Raw genomic sequence first — 24,386 nt, 5'->3', positions numbered from 1 at the left:
ATAGTATTGTAAAATTCTCAAACTTCACTTAATATGATATTGATAATCATTATCAATTATAAAACTAATTTAAACCGGGCCTGGTTTTTATTATTCATTCTAGTTAAGGAGAGAACTTTGAAAATGATGAAGAGAAGGTATTTAATCGCGGGTGTAGCAGCAGTTATGGCATTAAGTTTGGCAGCATGTGGAGATAAAGAAAAAGAAGCAGCAACAGCTCCAGCAGCTGCGAATACAGAACAAGCTGCAACGGCTGAGAACAACAAACAAGAAGAAACGACAGCAACGGAACAAACGGTTACATACCTGGGGAATGATTATGTTTTACCAGCTCAAGTCAACAATATTGTAGCAGCAAGCCTTGAATCGATGGAGGATGCAGCTATTTTGGGTGTAAAACCTGTAGGCGTACTTGCGATTGCAGATGCGATTCCAACTTACCTGGCTACTGATTTAGAAGGTGCAGCACTAATTGGGGATAAATTTGCGCCGAACAACGAAGCGATTTTGGCTCTAGATCCTGATGTTATTCTGGGAACTTCCAAATTCGGTGAAGATGTTGCGGGGCAATTAAATAAAATTCAAACGATGATTCCGTATTCTCATATCTCAACGAATTGGAAAGAAAATTTGCTCCTGTTAGGTCAAGTATCCGGCAAGTCAGCTGATGCTGAGAAAATCATCGCTGATTACGACGCCAAAGCAGCCGAGGCAAAAACAAAAATCGGGGAGTCTCTGAAAGACAAGAAGGTGCTGGTTATCCGTATACGTCAAGGCAGTATGTGTGTATATCCAGCAGGCGTGTATTTAAATCCTGTTATTTATGAAGATCTGGGTGCAACAATTCCAGAAGTGATTACAAAAACAGAAGCGCAAGCTGAGCTGTCACTAGAAGCTTTAGCGGAAATCAATCCAGATTACATCTTCCTGCAATTTGAAGCTAGTGAAAATACGGATAACGCAACAGCGCTTGATGATCTTCAGAAAAATCCTATTTTCCAAAGTGTTGAAGCAGCGAAGAACAATCATGTATTTGTAAACACGATCGATCCTTTGGCACAAGGTGGAACGGCTTGGTCTAAAGTAAGATTCCTTGATGCAGCGATTGAAAATCTGTTGAAGTAAAACATAAGGTGCGATGAAGATGATGGTCAAATCAAAAAGGAATTGGAAAGTCCTCACGATTCTGTTAGCTTCTCCTTTGTTCATCGTGCTAGCAATTGTTTTATCCGTCTTATCCGGTGTTAAGGATATTGAAGCAATAACAATATGGCAGGCGATTACACAATTCGATGCAAGTAATGTGGATCACAACATTATTATGACATCGCGATTACCACGTGTAGTCGCTGCTTTGTTTGTTGGAGCTTTTTTGGCAGTTTCTGGAGCCGTGATGCAAGGAATTACTCGAAATTATCTTGCCTCACCCTCTATTATGGGAGTGAACGACGGATCGGCATTTGTTATTACGATAGCAATGGTATTTTTTCCTGGGTTACCAAATTATCAAATGATTTTATTATCGATGGTAGGTTCTGCGATCGGTGCAGGTCTGGTGTTTGGCTTTGGTTCGCTGATCAAAAACGGATTATCTCCCGTAAGGTTAGCCATTATCGGAACGGTAATCGGGACATTTTTAAGCAGTATGGCCTCGGCTATTGCGATGTATTTCCAAGTATCACAGACGGTAAGTGTGTGGTATAACTCAAAAATACATACGGTTAACCCTGATATGCTTATGTTATGTATTCCTTTTGGTGTAGTAGGTTTGTTGATCGCTTTTGGGATATCGAAGTCTGTTATGGTGTCTTCCTTAGGTGAAGATATGGCAATGAGCCTAGGTCAAAAAACGAAATGGGTAAAAGCACTGAGTCTTTTGTGTGTAATTTGTTTAACTGGTACAGCGGTAGCCTTAGTCGGAAAAATCGCATTTGTTGGTCTGATCATTCCACATATCACACGTTTTATTGTTGGGGTGGACTACCGCTCGATAATTCCTTGCTCGGCCGTGATCGGCGCGGTCTTTTTGGCTTTTTGCGACATCACCAGCCGTTATATTAACTTTCCGTTTGAGACACCGATCGGTGTTGTGACTGCGTTTATAGGTATCCCGTTCTTCCTGTATCTAATTCGTACGAGGGGGGGAGAACAACGTGGCTAAAACTGGATTTGGACGTTATGCGACAACGATATTCGTATTTTTAGGTTTTACGCTCATTGCGGGGTATTTTCATATTACAAATGGTTCTTTTGAAATGTCTGTCATGGATGTACTCAAAACATTGCTCAGAATCGACTCTAATCCGAAATATAACTTGGTTATTTTTGAGTTTCGGCTGCCTCGAATTGTTATTGCAGCGATTGTGGGGATTGGCTTAGGGATTGCGGGTACAGTCATTCAAGGCGTAACTAGAAATGGATTGGCTGATCCGGGTATTCTCGGTATTAATGCAGGTGCTGGTGCAGTGATCGTTGCTTTTATGTTCTTTTTTCAAATGGCAGATATCAATGTGCTTAGTGGCACTTCTTATTCGATTATGATGATGCCGCTGTTTGGCTTTGTTGGTGGAGCTCTGGCGGCGATTGTAATTTATGTGTTTTCCTGGCGGAACGGCTCGCTGGATATGCAGCGTCTGATTTTGACAGGGATTGCGATTAGTAGTGGATTTGGCGCGTTGTCTCTGTATATTTCCCTTAAAATGAATGCACAAGATTTCGAGATGGCGGCGGTATGGAGTGTAGGCAGTATTTATAGTGCCAATTGGTTATATGTGCTGGCAGCATTGCCTTGGGTCGTCATTCTCGGAATTGTGATTTATAGAAAAAGCTACTTGCTTAATTATTTTCAATTAGAGGAATCCAGTGTAAAGAGCTTGGGGATCGCCGTGGAAAAAGAGAAATCGATTTTGCTGTTATGCAGCATCGGGATCGTTAGTGCATGTGTATCGGTATCCGGCTCAATTGGATTTATCGGATTAATGGCTCCGCATATTGCGAAAAGATTAGTAGGGCTTAACCATCGCTACGTGCTCCCTACGAGTGCAGTGATCGGCATGTTTTTGCTGGTGATATCAGATTATTTTGCGAAAACGGTGTTTGCACCTTCTGAGCTGCCTGTAGGGATCGTGGTGTCACTCATTGGTATTCCTTATTTTTTATATTTGTTGGCCAAAGCTAAAGCATAAGGCGAGTTAGAGTAGGAGGAAAAGGAAATTGGCGCATCAAGTTCATCTAGAGGATACAGAGTTTTGGACGATTAAATCACAGTTTATGGATTATACGTATGATGTGAAGGTGCATGTACCGCAGGAAGCACCGCCAGAAGGTGGATTTCCGATCTATTATGTGCTCGACGGGAATTCTTACTTTCATTTTGCACGTGATGTCATCAAGCTGCAGTCCAGGAATGCTCCAAAAACGCTGATTTCTCCAGCAATTGTTGTAGGAATCGGGCATCATGGTGAGTATGAGGAAAGATCGAAGCGGCGCTTCTATGATTTTACCCCTGCTGCAGATCAATATGTATACCCTGAACGGTTAAAAGGAGCGGATATTGGCTTTCACGGCGGGGCTGAGAAGTTTCTGGCTTTTTTAGAGCAGGAATTGATGCCTGTTGTTCACGACAAATATAGCGTTGATCAAACGAAGCAAGCGTTGTTTGGACACTCGTTAAGTGGCTTGTTTGTGTTAATAGCCTTATTTGCACGTTCTGAGCTTTTTCAATATTACTTGGCTACAAGCCCCTCGATCTGGTGGAATGATCATGAAATTGTGGGTACGGCTGAACGCTTTTTTAGAGATGGGGAATTGGAAAAGTTAGAAGATAAGAAAAAGCTCTTGATTACCGTAGGTAGCAAGGAGACGTTCATGGTTGATGATGCGAGAGAGTTGTATAGCTTGATCAACAAGCACAGACATCTCAACTTAACGACTGATCTCTATGTTGCTGAGGATGAAAATCACGCGTCCATCGTGCCCACGATTATGAGCAGAGCTTTTCGGGTGGTTCATGCGTGATTGATTTGTGGGAAAGAAGGAAGCGAGTGTGAGCAGTTTGAGCAGTATGGTTGAAGGAGAGTTTCTAGATTTTGAGTACAGGGATCGATTGATCACCGTGTATTTGCCGAAAGAGTATCATTTATGGTTAGAGCGTGTATTTCCCGCTGTCTTTTTGCAGGATGGAGATTTTCTGTTCAAAGAATATATTAATGTCATTGAATCTAATGTAAGGGATGGACTTGCAGAGCCGGTTATATTTATTGGGATTGACTCGCAGCATCGAAATGATGAATATACCCCATGGGAAATGGGCGCTCTCCATAGTGATTGGTCGTTCGGCGGGAAGGGAGAGCAGTATTTGGACGTTGTGTATGATGAATTAGTTCCCTACATGCTGAATCGCTTTCGCATCTCCCATGAACCAAAGGATCTCGCTCTTGGCGGAGTGTCATTAGGCGGATTGATCTCATTGTATGCGATGTATCGTAAAGAACAGATTTTTGGCAAGTTCATTTTGATTTCGGCTTCGGTGTGGTTTAAAGATTTTTTGAAGTATATGGAGACAAATGAGCTCGTGGGTGACCCCCAGATCTATATGTATATCGGTATGCAGGAGGGCGCAACGAAAACGAATGTGCAAAGATTCATGGTGCCGAACAGTGTAGTAGCTTATGGTATGCTGAAAGAACGAATTGTTGATTCGGAGCATAGAGTGAAATTTGAGAGTGACCCGGAGGGAACGCATACGGACCCTTATTTTTTGAAGTATTTTCCGAATGGAATTCAGTTTTTGTTTGGGGAACTATCCAGTAAAAATGGCTAGGTGCTTGCAAGGGGAAATCCAAAGCTTGACGGTTATGTTCGGGAGTGGGATAATTTGCTGAAAAAATGGAGAATACAGTAATTGAGAATACATTAATCCGAAAGCATCGGAAGACAGGACTCTGAAAAGAGGTCTGTCTTTTTTGTATTTCAGGAAGAGGATGATCGGAGATGGCAGGTTGCTTATGGAATGACAGGATCTAAAAGTAATCATTCAATAAAAGGGGAGGATCTCGATCTCGACCGAATGAAACTGAAAACAAACTATTGGAGATGTTGAGCCGGGATCGGGTTCAGAACTACGCTGTCCAACTGCTGGAACAAGATTATTCTCATGCCTATGTGAACCAGGCGATCAGCGCGTTACGCTTTGTTACCTCCAAGGTGTTGAAGGCTCCTTCCAGAAAAGCCGGATATATTCGCCCAAAGAAGGAAAAAAAGCTGCCTTATGTTCTTTTAGAAGAAGAGGTGCTGCAAATTCTACGGGCACCGGACAATTTAAAGCACCGTACCATGCTGTACTTAACTTATGCCTCTGGCCTTCGGGTTAGCGAGGTCGTAAGGCTTCGGCCAGAAGATCTGGATGGAGTGCGCGGGACCATCCGCATTCGTCAAGGTAAAGGAAAAAAGGATCGTCATACCTTGCTGTCGCACGCAGCCTGGAAGCTTGTGCAGACTTATGTTCGGCAAGAACGACCATCGGTATGGCTGTTCGCGGGTCAACATCCCCGCACCCATCTACATGAACGTTCTCTTCAGAAAGTATTTAGCGATGCGCTGTGTCGTTCCGGAATAAACAAAAGGGCAGACATTCATGTACTGCGGCACTCTTTTGCCACTCATCTACTGGAGAACGGCACTGACCTCCGCTTCATCCAAGAGCTGCTCGGCCACGCCAACTCAGCTACCACCGAACGGTATACCCATGTCAGCACAAAGAACATCAAACGAATCCAAAGCCCGCTGGATCGGATCATCGATGAACTGGATCGTGGAGTGAGGGAGATGGTAGAGGGAAAGTTGAAGAGAGTTCATTGTGTAGTTTGATAATCAAGCAGTAGAGAAACTTAAAATTAATATGGGTGAGATCGGTTCGGTTTTACTCATTATATGGGATGATCGTGAAAATCAATGTATTAATCTTTTCAAGATAGGCCTCCATGTTTTGAATGCTTTTTGTCTCTTTGTTACGTAATAATTCTTTTCTTTTAGTGCCCAAGCACCATCTCTAGCATGGGGTTGTAATGCACATAGTATCTTGGAACAGGATTCTGCGACTTCAAAGGGCGTGCTAAATCTGATTTGACATTGGAATGGGTTGATAAATTTATGAATCTATATATGGATAATATAAATGATGCGGATGTTAGAAGCATACAATTAAGGTATAATCAGTACATATCAACACATGCAGAAATACCCTTGCCTCTAGTGTTTTTACGACGTGCAGAGATAAGGGAGTTATATGAAAGATATGCAGATTTATAAACAGAAGGGATGTTATTTAATTGAAACGAGTGGATGTTACTTATTCTCTAATAACTAATAATTCGAAATCTAAAGTCCTTATGGTACACAATATAGATCGTGATAGTTGGTCTCTACCAGGAGGAGCCGTTGAAACCAATGAAACTTTAGAGCAAGCAGTAATAAGAGAAGCAAAAGAAGAAACGGGACTAGATATCAAGATATTTGGATTAGTAGCTCTAAATGAATGCAAATTTGAAAAGATAAATGAACATGCAATCTTTTTTACGTTTAGGGCTGAAATCATTGGAGGAAACGAAGAGATTGTTAGACCTGATGAAATTTCAAAGATAGCTTGGATGGATATTAATAAGGCTGAGAAATTAATGCCGTATTATAAAGATGGACTTAGAAAATTAATTGAAGGAAATGAAATAACATATGCAAATGAGGGAAACAAGTAATCTGTAAGGGTATTTCTTCGAATGCATATCCTTCATATAACACAGTATTCACGCTGCGAGGCTACCGCCCCTTGGTTGTCAAGATGTATAATCATGGAAGAAGCTCCGACAACAAACGACCCAGCCTAAGATAAGAGCTATCTAAGGCTGGGTCGTTTCGTGAATACCTTAACGTTAGATGAAATATCACAATATATTAAAACCCACAAGGAGATAAATATGACATTTTCTGAGCCTACTCTATTTGAAATTGTTGAAACTCTGAAAGAAGGGCTAGTCTCGTACTCTACTGGTAACTCAACAGAATTAAATAATGATGATTATAAAAGATTAAGGAAAATCTTATTAAGCACGGAGAAACTAAGTAACAAACTCCCAGAGTTTATTAAACAATACAGGTCATTGGATGAATTTTGGGGCTACATAAAGGAAGTTTCGGATTCATATGCTGGACGCAGACAATATTTGGGCGAGGTTTTCAATCCATTGCTGGATGAATTAGAGACTAATGCTACCATGACAAATGATTATTCTGAATTAGAGGTAATTGGGTCAGGCGGATTCGGAGAAGTAAAAAGAATGAAACATAATCTGTTGAAGATGGATTTTGCTTTTAAATTTTTTTCTCCCATCTTTTCAAATGATGATGAGAGGAACTTGGAACGTTTTTTCAGAGAGGCACAAATACTATTTAGGTTAAATCACCAGAATATAATTAAAATCTATGATATTGGACTTTTAGGCAACAAGCCATTTATTAGAATGGAATTATTTGAAGGAAAGAATTTAAATCAAGTACTTAAAGATCATGGGAGGTTTCCCATCAATAAATCTATTGATCTTATGATTGAATTAGCAGATGCCTTAAGTCACGCACATGGGATTGGAATAGTACATAGAGACATTAGACCGAGCAATATTATGATCGCTAGACCAAGGCAAGTTAGAGTTATTGATTTTGGACTCGGCATATACCTTGAGAATGAATTAACTTCGAGACTTACAAGAACCGGACACAACATTGCAGGAGGACACTTCACTGCACCTGAACTCATAAGTAATCCAAAACTAATAGATCCGAGAACTGATATTTATTCTCTTGGAGCAGTTTGGTACAACCTGATTACAGGGAGCGTTCCTGCTGGAAGCAAAATAAGAGAAACACTATATTCAGTTGAGGGAATGAATGAAGAGGTTGCTGAAATAATTCTTAAATGTCTAGAAGATATTGATGGAAGATATCAATCGATGCAAGAGTTAATCTTAGACCTAACTAAAGTAAAAGGCGATTTATTTTAGTGAGTAATTCAAAGATGTGTGATACTTCGTCTAACACCATGTTCACGCATCGGGCCATACGGCCCTAGGTCCGCCCGAGGTATTTCAAGGAAGTAGATTCAGGCGGACACACCTGCAAGGCTAACTGCGCAAGCGCAGCCGGGGACTTCATCCCCTTAAGACTTTCGGCGTCGTGAACACCAGAACGTTATCAGAAATTCAGGAAAGAATATTAAATTGGGGTGATTCATTGATGCAAAAAAGAATGGTGATATTAGTTCTCTTACTCGTATTGATTGGATGTAATAAGTCATCCTCACTCTTATCTGAAGTAGATCAAAAGGATCTAAATAATGATGTTGTAACTTTTTTAGAGGAGACTAAGGAAGCGAATGGTATTTACTTGTATTCAAGAGTAGGTGAGAGACAATATCTTATATTAAATAATATATATGTAAATCAGGGTGAACAGGCAACATTTATTAATTCTATTCAATCACAAATACAGAATAAAACACTTGTAATAAAGATAGAAGAACTCAAAACAGACAAATTCGATGATAAAAGAATAGGCAAATTAAAAGTATTTAAAATTAATAGTGAAGATGAATTCGACACAATTCAGATTTTTAAAAACGATAAGGCAACAAATTTTGATTTAGTGGGTGGATAACGTGGGTCCTTAACTTCTGATAACACCGTATTCACGCAGCGGGGCTACCGCCCCTCGGTTGCCGGATGAATAATCATGGAAGAAGCTCAGACAACAAACGACCCAGCCTAAGATAAGAGCTATCTAAGGCTGGGTCGTTTCGTGAATACAAGAACGTTATGCGAAACCCTTGTGAAAGATCTATAAAGACACTAATGGATGTGATTTCATGGAGGCTCTAAGAATAAAGTGTACGAGTATCGGTGTCTATGAACATGCTTTAACTCGCGGGAAAGTATATGAAGTAGTCGATGAAGATGAGAACAAGTTCCGTATTTTAGGAGATCATGGACGAAGAGTATGGATTTCCAAGTATAATTTTGTATCCATCGAGGAATCGGTATTAATTATGAAGACGTGGCAATTTGATGATGATATCGACAAGTATGAATTAATAGAAGTAACCATAACCTTTGATGATGACTCTAAGAGATGGTGTGTAATCACTACACCACAAAAAATAGTCGAATATTTTGATAATGAATTAATGAATCCACCTGGAATAAATATGAAACATCTAATAATAATGAAGACTACTAGAGCAGAAGATGTAGAAAAAATGTTAAAACATCTAGATAACCAAAACGAATTAATTGAAGTGACAAAACCTTTACTTGAAGGCTAATCGAAGAGGACAAGAGCATCGCATAACACCATATTCACGCGTCGGGCCATTCGGCCCTAGGATTGCCGGATGATAAGAAGCAAGGAAGCGAATTCAGGCAATCAACCCTGCGAGCCTAAGTCTATGACCCGTTCGCTCTGCTCACTTAAGGCTTTCGGGTTCGTGAATACAAGATCGTTAGGCGAAATTCGTTTAAACCCATTCTTAGAAATAACGATAATTTTTTCGAAAAATTTTGAGGTGAAAAAAATGGGTACTACATTTACTAATCTACAAGTTAGAGAGCATTCAATCGATGAAATTGAAAAAGTATTACCTCATTGCATTGTGAGAAATTTATCAGATGGCTGGACTACGATCGTAAGTGAGCATTTTCAGGTAGGTGATATCAGCAAAGTTGGAAGAAAGTTATCAAAAGCAATTAATAAGAGTGTTTTGTCTATAGAATTTTTCGATGATGATGTACTAAGAATGACGATTTTCAGAGATGGAAAGGCTTTAACAAGTCATGTTAACAAAAATAGTTATAATATTCCTTCAAAAATGGGCAACCATAAGGCTTTTCTTGAGGAACTAGAGTTTGATTTGAGTGAGAGTAGAAATTTTAAAGAAGTCCTCAAATGTGAGGATGTAGGCAAGAAGATTGAATTACTTCAACATTTTCTAGGAGTTGCATTATGGATTGATGATAGGATGCTGCTTGATGGCGTAGAGTCAGAATTTCATTACGAACGAAATGTTAATTTAGTAAAAGAGTATATCAGTGAGCAAAGAAAGAAAAAGCATATTAAAAATCAAACCAAAGCTAATGTAATTATGGAATTGGAAGGGGCATTAATAAACGGGCTAGGTAACAATAAGATATTAATTGGAATTCCGCCGTATCGTAAGCTTAGTTATGAGAAAGAAATGATTTATACAATTCTACCAAACGGAACTTTAGATCCATTCATGGATGTGACTTCCTTTCAATATGATAACGGACTAAGTTCCTTAACTGCTACAGATGAATACATAACATTTTACTGCTCCATTAGAAAAAAATATTATGTTTTTGATTATGATGGAAAATTGATTTCTGAGACACCAATGAATGCTACGCTCACCTATCCAATATCTTATACGTTTAATGATGGTTCTTTCCTTACTGTTAATGACGAATTGAAAAAAACAATAAAATATGGGCCGAGATTAGAAGTAAAATGGGAACTTCCATTTTACGCCTGTTCTCCCTGTGTTTATAATCAATCCTTATATTTTTGGAGGATCGATGAAGATAATCGTATAGAACTAATCAAATCAAACTATTCCGGGCAAATCGAAGTGAAGGTTAAATTGGATTTTGATACTAATAAGCATATGAATTTTCGTTGTTTATTTGGTTCTAGAGGTATGGTTTATTTATTTTGTTCCATGTATGTACATCAGAGATCCTTCACAAAGATAATATGCTTTACTGATAAATTGGAGAAAATCAAAGAAACAGATTTGGAAGACAATTTTTCTAGTTTATTAATAGATAACACAAATCATAAAATATTCTTGCATGTTCTCGATAAAGAACTTATCGTCATTGACGCATTATCCTTACAAATCATTTCTCGAAGAGATTGGGATGATTATGATTTAACTATGATGACTGTTGATTCATTAGGAAGGTTACTTGTATTAGTTGGCAACAGTAGAATTTTTTTATTAGACTCGCAGTTAAATCTTATCTCGCATCACAGGCTAAAGGGAGAAGTGCGTATGTATACTTTTATCAATGAATCAGGAAATCTCTGCCTTATGACTGGTACAGGAGAGCCAAATGAGATGGGGTGGACTTTTGGTAAGATGAAGATAAGAGTGTATGAAATAACGGAATTTTAACGGTCTTAAAGAAAAGAAGTGAAAATGTATTATTTATTGGATTCTCGCGTAGGATTTTCGAGTTATTATTTGTATTAGAGATGGTCAGTATTTTGAAGAGAAACGAACATCGCCTAACACCGTATTCACGCAGCGGGGCTACCGCCCCTTGGTTGTCAGATGTATAATCATGGAAGAAGCTCAGACAACAAACGACCCAGCCTAAGATAAGAGCTATCTAAGGCTGGGTCGTTTCGTGAATACAATAACGTTAGATGAAATAATGAAGCAATAAAAAAATATGAGGTGTATAATGCCAAGACAAATTACATTAGCTGATGGAAGGTCAGTAGAAGTTGATTGTTTAAGCTGCGCTTTAACAAGTGGTTTGATTGCACCGACTGGTGGAGTAATTTATGAATCAAGCAATTTTCATGTCCACCAAGACGTAGCTTACCCAATTAGAGGGTTAGTTATATTGGCTTCAAAGAGACATTTCTACTGCATGGATGAATTAACAGGTGAAGAGCAATTTGAGTATATTACATTGATTCATAAGATCAGAAATGAACAAAGAAATCGTTTGGGGATAGACAAGGTATATTATTTTTATAATGAAGACACAACACATCACTTTCATATATGGATGGTACCAAGATATGAATGGATGAATAAGTTTGGAAAATCAGTAGAATCATTAAGACCTGTATTATTACATGCAAGGAATAATATGAATGATGAAGAAAATACGAGAAGCGTAATAGAAGGAATCGAAATATTGAAAGATGGAATGAGGGGTTTTGAGAGTAATACAAGGTAACTTCATCTAACACCATATTCACGCTACAGGGCTACCACCTCTTGGTTGTCAGATGAATAATCATGGAAGAAGCTCAGACAACAAACGACCCAGCCTAAGATAAGAGCTATCTGAGGCTGAGTCGTTTCGTGAATACAAGAACGTTATCGGAAATTATCGCTAGAATTAAAATAAAGAATTAAAACTCATATAAGACCAAGATAGAATAAAAAAACTTTTAAGGAGCATATAGATGATTGATATTCAAAGCGTAATTCCGCATCGGTATCCATTTTTAATGATTGATCGTATTTTAGAGGTAGAGCAAGGCAAGTGGGCTAAAGGATATAAGAATGTGACAGGGAATGAATGGTTTATTTCTGAACCAAATAATAATATGCCAAGAATGATGATTGTGGAGGCATTAGCTCAATTAGGAGCATTTGCATTAACGAGTAGCGAGAGAAATTTGGGCTTTCTTTCATCATTAAACGGTATTGAATTTTTAGGTGATGCATATTCAGGAGATAGAATTGGATTGTATTATGAAGTTGTAAAAAGCAGAAAAGGTTTTGTATTGGGCAAAGGAGGGGCAATAGTAGGAGACCAAGTAATTATCAAAGCAGAAGAAATTATGATATATATACAAGGCCCTTCATAATTGGATAAAGGGTAAAATAATTGTAGGAATATCTAGAGGGCAATAACATCCGATAACAACGTATTCACGCTACGAGACCTACGGCCTCTTGGTTGTCAGACGAGTAATCGAGAAGAAAGCTCAGACAACAAACACCCCAGCCTAAGATAAGAACTATCTAAGGCTGGGGCGTTTCGTGAATACAAGAACGTTATCTGCAATCGGGGTAAAGCATTTGAGAAAAACATAAAGATAAGGAGACGTTAATCTTTGAAACTAAAACTTTCCTTTTTTATTGTCCTGGTAATAGTACTTTGTTCTTGCGGGACAAATAATAAATCACTAGAAGAAGTTCAAGGTCAAGATACAGGCATTCAAGAACTCAATATTGTTATCAATAAGTATTTTAAAAACTTTGACGACATTAATAAGTGGAGTGAATTTGCAACAGAAGATTTCGTCAAACGAGCTTATTCTTGGTGTTCAGGCGACATCTCTGGAACAAAAACAATTGAGGAAATGAAGTCAGTGTACTTTGATATCAATAAAGATACCTTGGATCTGATTGGGTACAAGATCGAAGAAGTTGATAAAGAAAGTGAAAGTAATGTAATTATCTTTGTTACTAGAGAATGGGAAGATGGACAAACCGATCAAACTTCATATTCTATTCTCAAAACAAATGAAGGATGGAAATTCGATAACAGATTTTGAGAGTAATTCAATGAAGTCCCCGACAGCAGATAACACCGTATCTACGCTACGGGCCATTCGGCCCTTGGTCTGCAAGAGGCATTTCAAGGAGGCGATTCAGCAGACAACCCTGTGAGGCTAAGTCCGTCGGACCCAGCGCGATGCGCCTTAAGCCTCTCGGGTTCGTAGATACAAGAACGTTATACGCAATTGCACAAAACATGAAACTATTACCAGCCATTCTCGTAACTCAATGTAAATAAATCACAAAGAGGTGTGTTATGTATTTGGTCAATTTAATTAGAAGGATACTTTTTAAGATGGCTTTTTATTATCAGAAATTTCAGTTCATAGTCTTATCAATCTTTGCAGTGGGAATTGTTGATTATTTTTTTATATATGAAATACTCGTAACACTTTCCCCATTTATTCCTACGTTATTTTTAGAAATTGGACCTATTGTTCTTATCATTATTTCAATAATTATCATTAAAGGAATAACGAAATATATCCAAAGGAAAGCGAAAGAAAACAAACACTTATTTATTGTTTAATACTTTAAGATAAATATACTAAACAAATTTCTAAATAATAATGAAAACAAAGTTTGAATTTACAAATAAATAAAGCTCTCTGATGGTAACTCAAGATGCGTGCAACAGCGTATAACACCATTCTCACGCATCGGGTCATTCGCCCCTAGGTCCGGCAGATGTATTTGGCAGGAGGTAGAATCAGCCGGACACATCCAACTCCCTAACCGCATTGCGGCCGCCCTCCGGGCTTAAGGGAGTTGGACGTCGTGAACACACGAACGTTATGTGAAATTACGGAAACATTATTTAATAAGGGATTGATTCAATGTGCTTGAATTTTAAGTAAGTACGCTAAGAAAGCGTTTAAAGAGATAGAACAAATTACAAACAGACCTAATTTTCTTTTTTCTAACGATCCATTATTAGCTGAGGTAGAAGCAAGAAATAACTACAAATACATACATGGTTTTACTCGACTATTGAAGAAGGACAGAATAAGCAATGAAGACGTAGTTAATTCATTGCTTTTTGTGGAAAGTAAGATAGAACAGTATTTGAAAAGACTCTATAAAGATAAGAAATTTATTTTAGTTATTTATGGCGATATAGGAATCCCTGCATTTACTCTGACAGTTTTTTCACACTTCGATAACAACAATAATGAAGAAAGAGTAGAACTGATCGAACTAGTAGATTGGTTTAAAAACAATGCTCTTTTTAATGGATTGGAAATAATTGAAGAAGAAGTAGAGAAAGTACAAGAGCAAGAGGATTATGAGTTTAAGAGATATTATACAAAGATTATTAAAACGTAGTTTGTAAGTGGTTCAAAGTAGTCCGTAACATCAGCTAACACCGTATCTACGCTGCGGGCCATTCGGCCCTCGGTCTGCAAGAAGCGTTTCGGAGAAGTGATTCAGCAGACAACCCTGCGAGGCTAAGTCCGTTGGACCCAGTCGCGTTGCTCCCTTAAGCCTCTCAAGTTCGTATATACAAGAACGTTATACGACATCATATAGAAGGGAAAAACTAATAATTATCTTGAATTCTATAGTAGGGTGATGAAATACATGAAAATTAAATTACAAGAAATTATAGACGGCATGGAAATGCAATTTGAAGGGACCAATACTTTTTTATGCAGTAGGACAGGAGAGGTTGTTTCAGTATCGGAAGATGATTTGAGAACTGCAGAAGAAATAGAGGAAGTTGAGATAAAGAAATTAAAAGATTGGCAACAAGATAACATAAGAGTTGCGATTGATGTAGTTGAAAATTTTGAGGATTACGAGGAATTGCCAACACAATATGATATTAATGAATACGAAATGATGGAGGACTTCAGTTATTCAATAAAAGATAACAGAAAAATTGATATTTTATTGGACGCAATTCGAGGTAGGGGTGCTTTCAGAAGATTCAAAGATAAAGTAAATGAGCTAGGGATATCTGAAGACTGGTACCAATATCGAAGCGAGTGTTACAAGCAAAAAGCTATCGAGTGGTGTAATGATAATGGATTTGATTATGTAGAATAACAGAGAAAAACGAGAATTTGTAAGTAATTCAGGTTGACTTCGTATAACACCGCATTCACGCTGCGGGCCGGCTGGTGTCGTGGAACCTTTTATATTAGGAAACTGCAAAATAGCCCGATAAAAGGCATTTAGAACCTCAAAGACGTGATGCTATCTTAAATGCAGCATTGAAGGAATTTGCATTAAAGGGATTTGACAACGCATCCACAAATGTGATTGCAAAAGAAGCAGGGATTTCTAAAGCCCTGATGTTTCATTATGTAAGTAACAACCAGGAACTTTTTCTGTTTATACAGGATTACTTTACTGAGCTTCTTGATAAAGAGTATACTGCAAAAATGGATTTTTCTGAAAAAGATATTTTTGCTAAATTGCGTCAATCCTATCTCCTTCAAATTGCTTTGATGAAGCAATACCCTTGGATTTTTGAGTTCGACAAACTTTCTGTTGCAACCAAATCTGAGGAATTAAACAAAGAGCTTGAAAAAAGAACCAATAAAAAGCAATCATTATGCGGCCATCAAATATTTAATATAATTGATATTTCTAAATTTAGAGCGGGTCTAGATATTGAAAAGTGCATGCAGTTTATTCTTTGGAGCAATGTCGGTTTTACTAATCAAATTTTAGATTATATAAGAAATTCGCGAGCTTCAAATTTGGATTATGAACATATCGTCGCAACACTCGATGAGTACTTTGACGAACTTAGAAAAGTATTTTATGCGTTAGGCGATGAATAGGGGAGAATGGCTCTCTCCTAACACTCCGGGGACAAAAATTCCGAGCCACGGAACAGACCAATTAGGCACAAGATACGCTTATGACTTTATACAAGTAGATTGGGAAAGAAAAGGTCGGCCTGTCTATCGGGGTAGCTTGCCGCAATATCTTCTTTTTGGGATGCCCATAAGTGATTATTATTGTTGGGGCCAGGAAGTATATGCGCCTTGTGACGGAATCGTTGTCCAAGCAGCGGATGGTTATAAAGAACGAGAAAAAACGAATTTGCGTTCAGATATGTATAATGCTTACAAAAATGCGCATTATTTTGATCCCAAAAAAGACGACGTGCAATCTGTTGCTGGCAACTACATCATTATGAAAATTGACGACAATGTGTATGCTGCACTTGTCCATCTACAAACAGGGTCTATTCAGGTTACAGTTGGTCAGAGTGTAAAAAAGGGTGGTGTTATTGGTAAAGTCGGTCATTCTGGCAATTCCTTTGGTCCACATTTGCATTTTCAGCTTATGGATAGCAGCGACATAGCTACTGCAAAAGGATTGCCTTGTGCTTTTGAAAAATATGAAATAATCCAAGATGGCGAGTGGCAAGACGTGGTGAATGGTATTCCCACAGATAAAGATAGGATAAGGTTTAGTCCCTAATATTCAGCATTGACAGCCGGATTGCAGGAGAAATCTTAAGGTAATGTTAAGGTTAACCCTGTTTAACTGAAAGGTAGGGCAATTATAATGAACTTACGGCTTGAAGGTATGATGAGCAAGAAGAGAGGTGCAACCATGAACAAAACGATTCTGATTGTAGATGACGAGAAGGAAATTCGTGAGCTTCTGCGGTTATATATAGAAAAGGACGGCTATTCCGTGATACAGGCTGAAAATGGGTTGGAAGCGCTTAAACATGCCGCGTCCGCACGGATTGATTTGGCTGTCATCGATATTATGATGCCGGAGCTTGACGGCTATCAGCTTATCAAAGGCTTGAGAGAACGCAGCAATCTTCCCATTATTATTGTGAGCGCCAAAACGGAAAATCATGAGAAAATATTGGGGCTTGACCTTGGTGCGGACGATTATGTCACAAAGCCTTTTGATCCTTTGGAGGTCACTGCCCGAATCAAAGCTCAATTACGCCGCTATGACGGAGGTACGGCGGATTCTGTAGCGGCTTTACTGACGGCAGGCGAGCTGTGTATGGATGTTTCCGCTTGCACCCTTAGCTTTGGCAGCGGGACGATCCCTCTTACCGCCACGGAATTTAATATGATGAAACTGTTTATGCAAAGCCCCGGACGTGTATACACCAAACAACAGATTTATGAAGCTGCATGGCAGGAGGCAGCCATCGTGGACGACAATACGGTGATGGTCGCCATCAGCAAGCTGCGCGGCAAACTTCCCGGCGACGGCGCGGTATCCATTGGAACCGTCCGGGGATTAGGGTATCGTCTGGAGGTGCGTACATGAAGAAAAAGCGCAGTTTCAAAAGAGTCATCATGCGCAGATTCATAGGCTATACCATCGGAATTGCACTGACTCTTCTGGCATTGGAGTTTTTATTCAGTCTGTTTACATTGAATAACGGGATGAACTTCTCGGAACTGGCGTCTTCCCCTCTGACCGAGGGGACGGAAACCCTTCAAATCACGCTTTCCGTTTTCTGGAATCTTATCACAGTTGCGGTATATTTTATAGGAATTGTCCTTTTTGGGCGCGGAATCAACAGGAAAATCATGGAACCCGTACAGAAAATGGAAGAAGGTTTCAAGGCGGTTACAGCCGGCTATTTGAACACTACGCTGGACTTCGAAACAGAAACGGAATTTGGGGAAATGCGGGATGCTTTTAACTTTATGGCGCGAAAGCTGAAAGACTCCGAAGAAAAGCGAATGACAATGGAAAATGAGAGGATACGGCTTTTCTCGCACATTGCCCATGACTTGAAAACTCCCATGACAACGATTTCCGGATACGCACAAGCCTTGGCAAGCGGTATGGTGGAGGAACCGGACAAACAGCGGGAATACCATCTGGCGATTAAAGCGAAATCTGGGCAGATGAACCAATTGATTGACCAGTTGCTTTCCTATTCCAAGCTGGGTACGCCGCAATACCGGATGAATTTTGCGAAGGTTGACCTTGTAGAGCTGCTTCGCGTATCTTGCGCCACTTTGTTTGGTGAAATCGAAAACAAGCAGATGAGTTTGGAGCTGCGGTTGCCGGACAATCCCGTATTTTACATGGCGGATTCGTTAGAAACCAACCGAGCTATTGGCAATCTGCTGACAAACGCAATCCGCCATAACCCGGTGGGCAGCTTATTGTCCGTGGGGCTGACGGATGAACCCGGCCGTATTGAGATACAAATTGCCGATAACGGAGCGGCTATCCCGGAGGCCATCGCCGGGAATCTGTTCGAGCCTTTTGTTTCCGGCAGTGATTCAAGAAGTACCAGCAGTGGAACAGGACTTGGGCTTGCCATTGTGAAGAAGGTGATGGAACAGCATTCCGGCGAGGTTTTCGTATTGGACGCACCCTCTCCTTATACAAAGATGTTTGTCCTGAGTTTTCCAAAAGTTTCAGGACACAGATAGACGGAGGGATGAATATGTATCAAAAAATGATCAAAAACGATATACGCAAAAGTAAGCTGATTACCGCGACGATTACGGTGTTTATCCTCGTTGCCGCCATCCTGACCGCTTTGGCCGCATCGCTGACAGTAAACCTGTACGGCGCTATCGACAATATGCTTCTTTCGGCAAAGTCGCTCCATTTCATGCAGATGCACACAGGCGACGTAGATATGGAACAGTTGCGGAGCTTCGCGGACGCTAATGACAGCGTAGAGGATTATCAGGTGTTGGAGTTCCTCAACATCGAGGGTGCGGACATTGTCATCGGGGACGATTCCCTTGCCGGAAGCATACAGGACAACGGCCTTTCCGTGCAGGGCGAAAAATTCGACTTCCTGCTTAACTTAAACGGCGAAGTCATCCATCCCGAAGGCGGCGAAATCTATGTCCCCATCTATTACATGCAGGAAGGAAACGCGGCACTTGGCGATACGGTGACAATCCACGGCATTTCCTTTACCGTCGCGGGTTTTTTACGGGATTCTATCATGAACGCGGCGATGGTAAGCTCCAAGCGGTTCCTTGTGAGCCAAGCGGATTTTGAAAGAGTCCGTGAGTTCGGACAGTTAGAAAACCTTATTGAGTTCCGGCTGGCAGAGGATGTTTCCTTCCCGGCTTTCGAGGCAGCCTATCTCGAGGCGGGGCTTCCGGCAAACGGTCCACCCGCTATCACTTACACTCAAGTGAAGATGATAAACGGCATTACGGACGGCATTATGATTGCCGTGCTGGTGTTGATAGGCGTCCTTGTCATCATCGTGGCGTTTTTGTGCATCCGCTTTACGCTACTGGCTAAAATCGAAGAGGATTATAAGGAAATAGGCGTACTGAAGGCCGTTGGGATGCGGGTATCGCAGATTAAAAAGCTCTACCTTGCGAAATACGGCGCTATCGCGGGGGCGGCATGCGCGCTGGGCTTTCTGGCCTCACTGCCGCTCCAAACCCCTTTCATACAAAACATCCGCCTATACATAGGCGAAAGCGGCAGCCCGTTACCCGGCTTGCTCTTCGGGCTTTTGGGGGCCACGGTAATCTTCGGGGTTGTCATGCTGTATGTGAACGGTATGTTGCGGCGCTTCCGTAAAATATCCGCGGCGCAGGCAGTGCGGTTCGGCGCGGCGCAGGAAAAATCGAGATCGGCGAGAATCTTCCGGCTGAGTAATAACAGGCTCTTTTCCCGGAATATCTTTCTTGGAATCAAGGATGTTCTTTCCCGGAAAAAGCTGTATGTCACCATGCTGATGGTGCTGGTCATTTCCTCATTCATTATGATTGTGCCGCAAAATATCAGCAGCACCATTTCTGCGGAAAGCTTCATCACCTACATGGGCATGGGAATTTCCGACGTTAATATCGGGGTGATGCGGACACAGGTGGAGGACGCTCTGGGGAAGGCGGCGGAAGTTGCTGATGTGCTGGCGGAGGATAAGAATGTTGAAAAGTATGCTTTGTTCACCGGCATGATGTTAGATCGCAAAGCGGACGACGGAACGATGGAGAAGCTGCGGATGACATTTGGTGACTATTCCGCCTTTCCTATCACCTACTCCAAGGGCCGTGCGCCGCAATCGGAATCGGAACTCGCCCTCTCCGTCCTCAATGCCAAAGACCTTGAAAAAACCGTTGGGGATAAAATCATTTTAATCGTTGACGGTGCGGAAAAGCACCTGACGGTCTCTGGGATTTACTCTGATGTCACCAACGGCGGCCGAACGGCGCAAGCCATTTTTGACGCAAATAACGGAGATGTTTTGAGCGTCGGCATTGCGGTCACGTTCCGTGACCGCCAGAGTGTAAAGGCGGCAATATCACAGTACAGGGAACAGTTCCCCTTCGCCAAGGTTACCGGCATCGACGAAAGCATTGGGCAGATGCTCGGCTCTATGCGGGACACCATCAAAATGGCTTCCGCTTGCGCTATCGGGGCAACCGTCCTGCTCACACTACTGGTCACGGTGCTGTTTATGAAAATGCTGGTGGCGAAAGACCGTTATCCCATCGCCATACTGAAATCAATGGGCTTCACCGGGACGGATATTCGCGGGCAGTATCTTACGCGCTCCATCACCGTGCTGGCACTGGGTGTAATCATCGGCACGATTCTGGCAAACACGCTGGGAGAGCTTGTCGGCGTGGCAATCATTTCTTCCTTTGGCGCAACAACCTTCCATTTTGCGGTAAACCCGTGGTTTGTCTACCTCGTTTCGCCTCTGCTGATTACGGGTTGCGTCGTCGCCGCCACCATACTGGGCGTTTCCGGTATCCAAGCATTAAAAATTTCCAAACATATTATGGAGGCTTAACATTATGAATAGCATCATTACAGGTAGAAATATCGTGAAAACCTTTGGCAAGGGTAACGAGCAGGTCAAGGCGCTGAACGGAGTAAACGTGGAAATAGCAAAGGGCGAGTTTGTTGCTGTGATGGGGCCGTCCGGTTCGGGGAAATCCACACTGCTGTTCGCGCTCAGCGGCATGGACGAGATTACAGGCGGGTCGGTGAAATTTGGCGATACCGAACTATCTAAACTCCGCGAAAACGCGCTTGCGGATGTTCGCCGGACAAAAATGGGCTTTGTCTTTCAGCAGCCCACTATGCTGAAAAACTTGAATCTTTTGGATAATATCATCCTCCACGCCGCGCATGAGGGCAAAAAGGATACAGCGAAACTCACACAGAAGGCGAAAGCCCTGATGAAGAAAACGGGGATTACCGGGCTTGAAAGCAGGGATACCACGGAGGTTTCGGGCGGCCAGCTCCAGCGGGCCGGCATCTGCCGCGCCCTGATGAATGCGCCAGAGATTCTCTTTGCCGACGAGCCGACCGGCGCGCTTAACTCAAAGTCGGCGGAGGAAATCATGGGGCTGCTGGTGGACATCAACAAAGAGGGCACAGCCATATTGCTTGTGACCCACGACGCGAAAGTCGCGGCTAGGGCTGACAGGGTTCTGTTTACGAAGGACGGGAATATCGTTTCCGAACTGCCGCTACAAAAGTTCAGCGGCAGGGATATGGAGGTGAGAGTGGAAAAGGTACTCGCTGGGATGGCGGCTGTGGGTATTTAGGTGCGATTAAAAATGGCAAATAGCCATAGGCGGCGCGGAAAACCTCTGAACTTTATTGCTTATGCCTTGTGAAAACGATAAACGCGGAGCGCGTAACCGTACCGCCTTTGGACGAAAATCCGATCTCAAGAACCTTGCCCGGAGCTTCCGTAATAATGGCGACCAGAGCTATTACCTTGGCGAATAGTTTCCACGAAACGATGTAAGGTTTATTTTTCTTTACCAGCAATCCATTGATACTTACAAAGACCCACAGAACGCTCAAAATATCGCAGTTCCCGTTCATGGTGTTTTGAACGAGGAACGCGCAAGGGGTACATCGGAAAGTGTTCGGAGAACCTTTGGTTTCTAGATGGCATGAGTAAAAATGCCATTGTCCGCAAACTCAATGATAGTGGTATTTTATGCCCAGCGGCTTATAAGAAAAGCAAGGGCATGAAATACAAAAATCACACGCTACAAGCAAAGTATTTATCAATACTGGAAAGATGGAGAGATTTCCCACAAAGATTACCGCAATATGCAGGAAGATTACGAGTGGCAGATTGAAGCTATCAACAAGGTTATGGGCAATTTGTATGAAGAAAAGGCAGAGCTTGAAAATGGGATTGATACGGAAAACCCATTCTTATCCACCTTTAGGAAGTATGAAAACATCGAGGTCAGCACCCATCAGAACGCGGTTTAATCGAACCGCATTTTTATAGGCAGTTTGATTTCCTAATATAAAAGCTCCGGTCCCTTGGTCCGCGAGAAGCATTTTAGAGGGAGAGGATTCACAGACAACCCTGCACTGCCTAAGTCCGTCAGACCCGGCGCATTCGCGCCTTAAGCCAGTGAGAGTTCGTGAATACTGCGACAATCCCTAAATAGGACTAAAAGAAGATATACAACTGGAGGGATAAAAAAATGAATGAAAAGTATACGATAAAGTTTGCAGGATTAGAGGACCTTGATTCATGGATGCTTATGATTGAAAGCGTTAGAACTAACTTTCCCGGTTTAGATACTGAAGAATTATTGGAGAGCTATAAGCAAACGGTGATTAAAAATATTAGCAGACAAACAGCGATTTGTGCCAAGCATGCCAATGAAGTTGTTGGAGTTCTGATATTTTCTTATAATGCAAAATGTCTCTCCTGCATGGCAGTCCACCCAGAACACCGAAGAAAAGGAATCGCCACAGCTATGATGAAAGATATGCTTTCTTTATTTCCAAGTGATGTGGATATTTCAGTAACAACTTTTAGAGAAAATGATTCAAAGGGAATTGCTCCGCGTCCATTATACAATAAATTTGGTTTTGTTGAAGATGAGTTGGTTGAGGAATTTAATTTACCACATCAAAAATTTGTCCTGCATCGAACGCAAACAAGTAAAGAGACCGGTTCATTAGGGTAAAAGACCCACCTGGCACATGCACGATGATCAATGTGTACATACAATTAGGTTCCATACAACTAATAACCGACGTTGAACAAGAGCTAAAAAACTTAGACAAGAGTTAAAAACTTTAAAAAACAAAAGCATAGAGGTCTGTGAAGTAAATCTAATAACTGATGATAGACCTTTGTAGTAGGCCCAACCAGCAAATCAGGGATTTGAATCAGAAGAAGATGTTGGAGGCAACCCTTCGAAGATACATATTCGGGAAGATTCGACGAAGTAGGGATCGTCGTATAACACAGCATTCCTACTGCGGGCATTCGCCCTTGATCGCCAAGAGGGATATCAGAGAAGTTATTTCAGGCGATACATTCAATCAGCTGAGTCTGACGACCCGTTCCCTTTGGTCACTTAAGCCGCTTGAACGACAGGAATGCCAAACGTTATGTGAAATAGTCGAAAAGATAGTAGCTCATTATGTTCAAAGGAGCCAAAATAATGATTGTAATGATCAACGGAGCATTTGGATCTGGTAAGACTACAGCAGCAACTAAATTGGTTCAGATCGTTTCTAATAGCATGTTATTTGATCCTGAAGAAATAGGTTATATGCTTAGAAAGATCATACCTGAGGAAATAAGACATGATAACGAAAAAACAGATGATTTTCAAGATATAGAATTGTGGAGGAAATTAACTATTAGCACAGTCAAAGAAGTAAAAAAGAAATATGGAAAAAATCTTATTATTCCAATGACGATATACAAGGATCAGAACTTTGAATATATTAAAAATGGCTTGAAAGAGATCGATAAAGATCTCTATCATTTTTGTTTAATTGCTAGAGAAGATATCATTCACAAGAGATTATATGAGCGTGGGGATAAACCAGGAGGATGGACTTTTCTACAAACAAGTAAGTGCGTGGCAACATTATCTGATAAGAGATATGAAGAACATATAATTACTGATAGTTTAAACCAGGATGAAGTTGTGAATCGAATAATAACAAGAATATCTATGGATTATGAGAGTTTTACAAAGAAGTCGACAGACTTCACATAACACCGTATTCAAGCTTCAGGACTACCGCCCTTTGGTTGTCAGATGTATAATCATGGAAGAAG

General features: G+C 41.0%; 26 protein-coding genes. 25 read left to right on the top strand and 1 reads right to left on the bottom strand.

Going from position 1 to position 24,386, the window contains the following annotated elements:
- Positions 1 to 126: 126 nt before the first annotated feature.
- The 22 genes from BLS49_RS01730 to BLS49_RS01620 all read left to right on the top strand — a co-directional run bounded on the left by BLS49_RS01730 (position 127) and on the right by BLS49_RS01620 (position 21,873).
- Positions 127 to 1,125 (top strand): ABC transporter substrate-binding protein, encoded by a 999-nt coding sequence (locus tag BLS49_RS01730; RefSeq protein ID WP_091226459.1) that lies wholly within the window; start codon positions 127 to 129, stop codon positions 1,123 to 1,125.
- 22 nt (positions 1,126 to 1,147) lie between these two features.
- Positions 1,148 to 2,161 (top strand): FecCD family ABC transporter permease, encoded by a 1,014-nt coding sequence (locus BLS49_RS01725; RefSeq protein WP_091226457.1) that lies wholly within the window; start codon positions 1,148 to 1,150, stop codon positions 2,159 to 2,161.
- Positions 2,154 to 3,185: a FecCD family ABC transporter permease gene (locus BLS49_RS01720; RefSeq protein ID WP_425432096.1), complete on the top strand. Its 1,032-nt coding sequence runs from the start codon at positions 2,154 to 2,156 to the stop codon at positions 3,183 to 3,185. The genes BLS49_RS01725 and BLS49_RS01720 overlap by 8 nt, the downstream gene beginning before the upstream one ends.
- 28 nt (positions 3,186 to 3,213) lie before the next feature.
- Positions 3,214 to 4,017: an alpha/beta hydrolase gene (locus BLS49_RS01715; protein ID WP_245742229.1), complete on the top strand. Its 804-nt coding sequence runs from the start codon at positions 3,214 to 3,216 to the stop codon at positions 4,015 to 4,017.
- A 28-nt stretch (positions 4,018 to 4,045) separates the two neighbouring features.
- A complete protein-coding gene (locus BLS49_RS01710) occupies positions 4,046 to 4,822 on the top strand; it encodes an alpha/beta hydrolase (RefSeq protein ID WP_091226185.1) in 777 nt (258 codons plus the stop codon).
- A gap of 272 nt (positions 4,823 to 5,094) precedes the next feature.
- Positions 5,095 to 5,868 (top strand): tyrosine-type recombinase/integrase, encoded by a 774-nt coding sequence (locus tag BLS49_RS01705; RefSeq protein WP_091226452.1) that lies wholly within the window; start codon positions 5,095 to 5,097, stop codon positions 5,866 to 5,868.
- A gap of 461 nt (positions 5,869 to 6,329) precedes the next feature.
- Positions 6,330 to 6,752, top strand: a complete 423-nt coding sequence (locus BLS49_RS01700) for an NUDIX hydrolase (protein WP_091226183.1) — start codon at positions 6,330 to 6,332, stop codon at positions 6,750 to 6,752.
- A gap of 219 nt (positions 6,753 to 6,971) precedes the next feature.
- A complete protein-coding gene (locus tag BLS49_RS01695; RefSeq protein WP_091226181.1) occupies positions 6,972 to 8,051 on the top strand; it encodes a serine/threonine-protein kinase in 1,080 nt (359 codons plus the stop codon).
- Positions 8,052 to 8,283: 232 nt separating this feature from the next.
- On the top strand, positions 8,284 to 8,703 hold the full coding sequence (locus BLS49_RS01690; RefSeq protein WP_091226179.1) for a hypothetical protein: 420 nt from the start codon (positions 8,284 to 8,286) through the stop codon (positions 8,701 to 8,703).
- 208 nt (positions 8,704 to 8,911) lie between these two features.
- Positions 8,912 to 9,367, top strand: coding sequence for a hypothetical protein (locus tag BLS49_RS01685; RefSeq protein ID WP_091226176.1), 456 nt, complete (start codon positions 8,912 to 8,914; stop codon positions 9,365 to 9,367).
- Positions 9,368 to 9,616: 249 nt separating this feature from the next.
- Complete coding sequence (locus tag BLS49_RS01680; RefSeq protein ID WP_139173086.1) at positions 9,617 to 11,239, top strand: hypothetical protein; 1,623 nt, start codon at positions 9,617 to 9,619, stop codon at positions 11,237 to 11,239.
- 292 nt (positions 11,240 to 11,531) lie between these two features.
- Positions 11,532 to 12,038, top strand: a complete 507-nt coding sequence (locus BLS49_RS01675; RefSeq protein ID WP_091226173.1) for an HIT family protein — start codon at positions 11,532 to 11,534, stop codon at positions 12,036 to 12,038.
- Positions 12,039 to 12,273: 235 nt separating this feature from the next.
- Positions 12,274 to 12,678 carry a 3-hydroxyacyl-ACP dehydratase FabZ family protein gene (locus BLS49_RS01670; protein ID WP_175471276.1) on the top strand — a complete coding sequence of 135 codons (405 nt, stop codon included), beginning with the start codon at positions 12,274 to 12,276 and terminating at the stop codon, positions 12,676 to 12,678.
- 249 nt (positions 12,679 to 12,927) lie between these two features.
- A complete protein-coding gene (locus BLS49_RS01665; protein WP_091226170.1) occupies positions 12,928 to 13,371 on the top strand; it encodes a hypothetical protein in 444 nt (147 codons plus the stop codon).
- Between the two features lie 994 nt (positions 13,372 to 14,365).
- Entirely contained in the window at positions 14,366 to 14,701 is a 336-nt protein-coding gene (locus BLS49_RS01655) for a hypothetical protein (RefSeq protein ID WP_139173085.1), read from the top strand.
- A 255-nt stretch (positions 14,702 to 14,956) separates the two neighbouring features.
- The gene (locus tag BLS49_RS01650; protein ID WP_091226165.1) at positions 14,957 to 15,424 is read left to right on the top strand and encodes a UPF0158 family protein; all 468 of its coding nucleotides are present in this window, start codon (positions 14,957 to 14,959) and stop codon (positions 15,422 to 15,424) included.
- A 152-nt stretch (positions 15,425 to 15,576) separates the two neighbouring features.
- Entirely contained in the window at positions 15,577 to 16,167 is a 591-nt protein-coding gene (locus BLS49_RS01645) for a TetR/AcrR family transcriptional regulator (protein WP_091226163.1), read from the top strand.
- Positions 16,160 to 16,816, top strand: a complete 657-nt coding sequence (locus tag BLS49_RS01640) for a M23 family metallopeptidase (protein WP_091226161.1) — start codon at positions 16,160 to 16,162, stop codon at positions 16,814 to 16,816. Before BLS49_RS01645 ends, BLS49_RS01640 begins: the two co-directional genes overlap by 8 nt.
- A 135-nt stretch (positions 16,817 to 16,951) precedes the next feature.
- A complete protein-coding gene (locus BLS49_RS01635) occupies positions 16,952 to 17,638 on the top strand; it encodes a response regulator transcription factor (RefSeq protein WP_091226450.1) in 687 nt (228 codons plus the stop codon).
- The gene (locus tag BLS49_RS01630) at positions 17,635 to 18,765 is read left to right on the top strand and encodes a HAMP domain-containing sensor histidine kinase (protein WP_091226160.1); all 1,131 of its coding nucleotides are present in this window, start codon (positions 17,635 to 17,637) and stop codon (positions 18,763 to 18,765) included. The genes BLS49_RS01635 and BLS49_RS01630 overlap by 4 nt, the downstream gene beginning before the upstream one ends.
- Positions 18,766 to 18,779: 14 nt before the next feature.
- A complete protein-coding gene (locus BLS49_RS01625) occupies positions 18,780 to 21,110 on the top strand; it encodes an ABC transporter permease (protein WP_091226158.1) in 2,331 nt (776 codons plus the stop codon).
- A gap of 4 nt (positions 21,111 to 21,114) precedes the next feature.
- Positions 21,115 to 21,873, top strand: coding sequence for an ABC transporter ATP-binding protein (locus tag BLS49_RS01620; protein ID WP_091226156.1), 759 nt, complete (start codon positions 21,115 to 21,117; stop codon positions 21,871 to 21,873).
- A gap of 52 nt (positions 21,874 to 21,925) precedes the next feature.
- Here BLS49_RS01620 and BLS49_RS24975 read toward each other — a convergent pair whose 3' ends face one another.
- Positions 21,926 to 22,138: a hypothetical protein gene (locus tag BLS49_RS24975; protein ID WP_091226155.1), complete on the bottom strand. Its 213-nt coding sequence runs from the start codon at positions 22,136 to 22,138 to the stop codon at positions 21,926 to 21,928.
- Positions 22,139 to 22,393: 255 nt separating this feature from the next.
- Between BLS49_RS24975 and BLS49_RS24970 the strand changes: the two genes are divergently transcribed.
- From BLS49_RS24970 to BLS49_RS01600, 3 genes are all read left to right on the top strand, one after another.
- Positions 22,394 to 22,561, top strand: a complete 168-nt coding sequence (locus BLS49_RS24970; protein ID WP_217640016.1) for a hypothetical protein — start codon at positions 22,394 to 22,396, stop codon at positions 22,559 to 22,561.
- 221 nt (positions 22,562 to 22,782) lie between these two features.
- Positions 22,783 to 23,274 (top strand): GNAT family N-acetyltransferase, encoded by a 492-nt coding sequence (locus BLS49_RS01605; protein WP_091226153.1) that lies wholly within the window; start codon positions 22,783 to 22,785, stop codon positions 23,272 to 23,274.
- 483 nt (positions 23,275 to 23,757) lie between these two features.
- Positions 23,758 to 24,324: an AAA family ATPase gene (locus BLS49_RS01600; RefSeq protein ID WP_091226152.1), complete on the top strand. Its 567-nt coding sequence runs from the start codon at positions 23,758 to 23,760 to the stop codon at positions 24,322 to 24,324.
- Positions 24,325 to 24,386 lie beyond the last annotated feature (62 nt).

The organism is Fontibacillus panacisegetis (genome assembly GCF_900102215.1).
GTDB lineage: Bacteria > Bacillota > Bacilli > Paenibacillales > Paenibacillaceae > Fontibacillus > Fontibacillus panacisegetis.
This window is presented reverse-complemented; position numbering and strand designations above follow the sequence as displayed.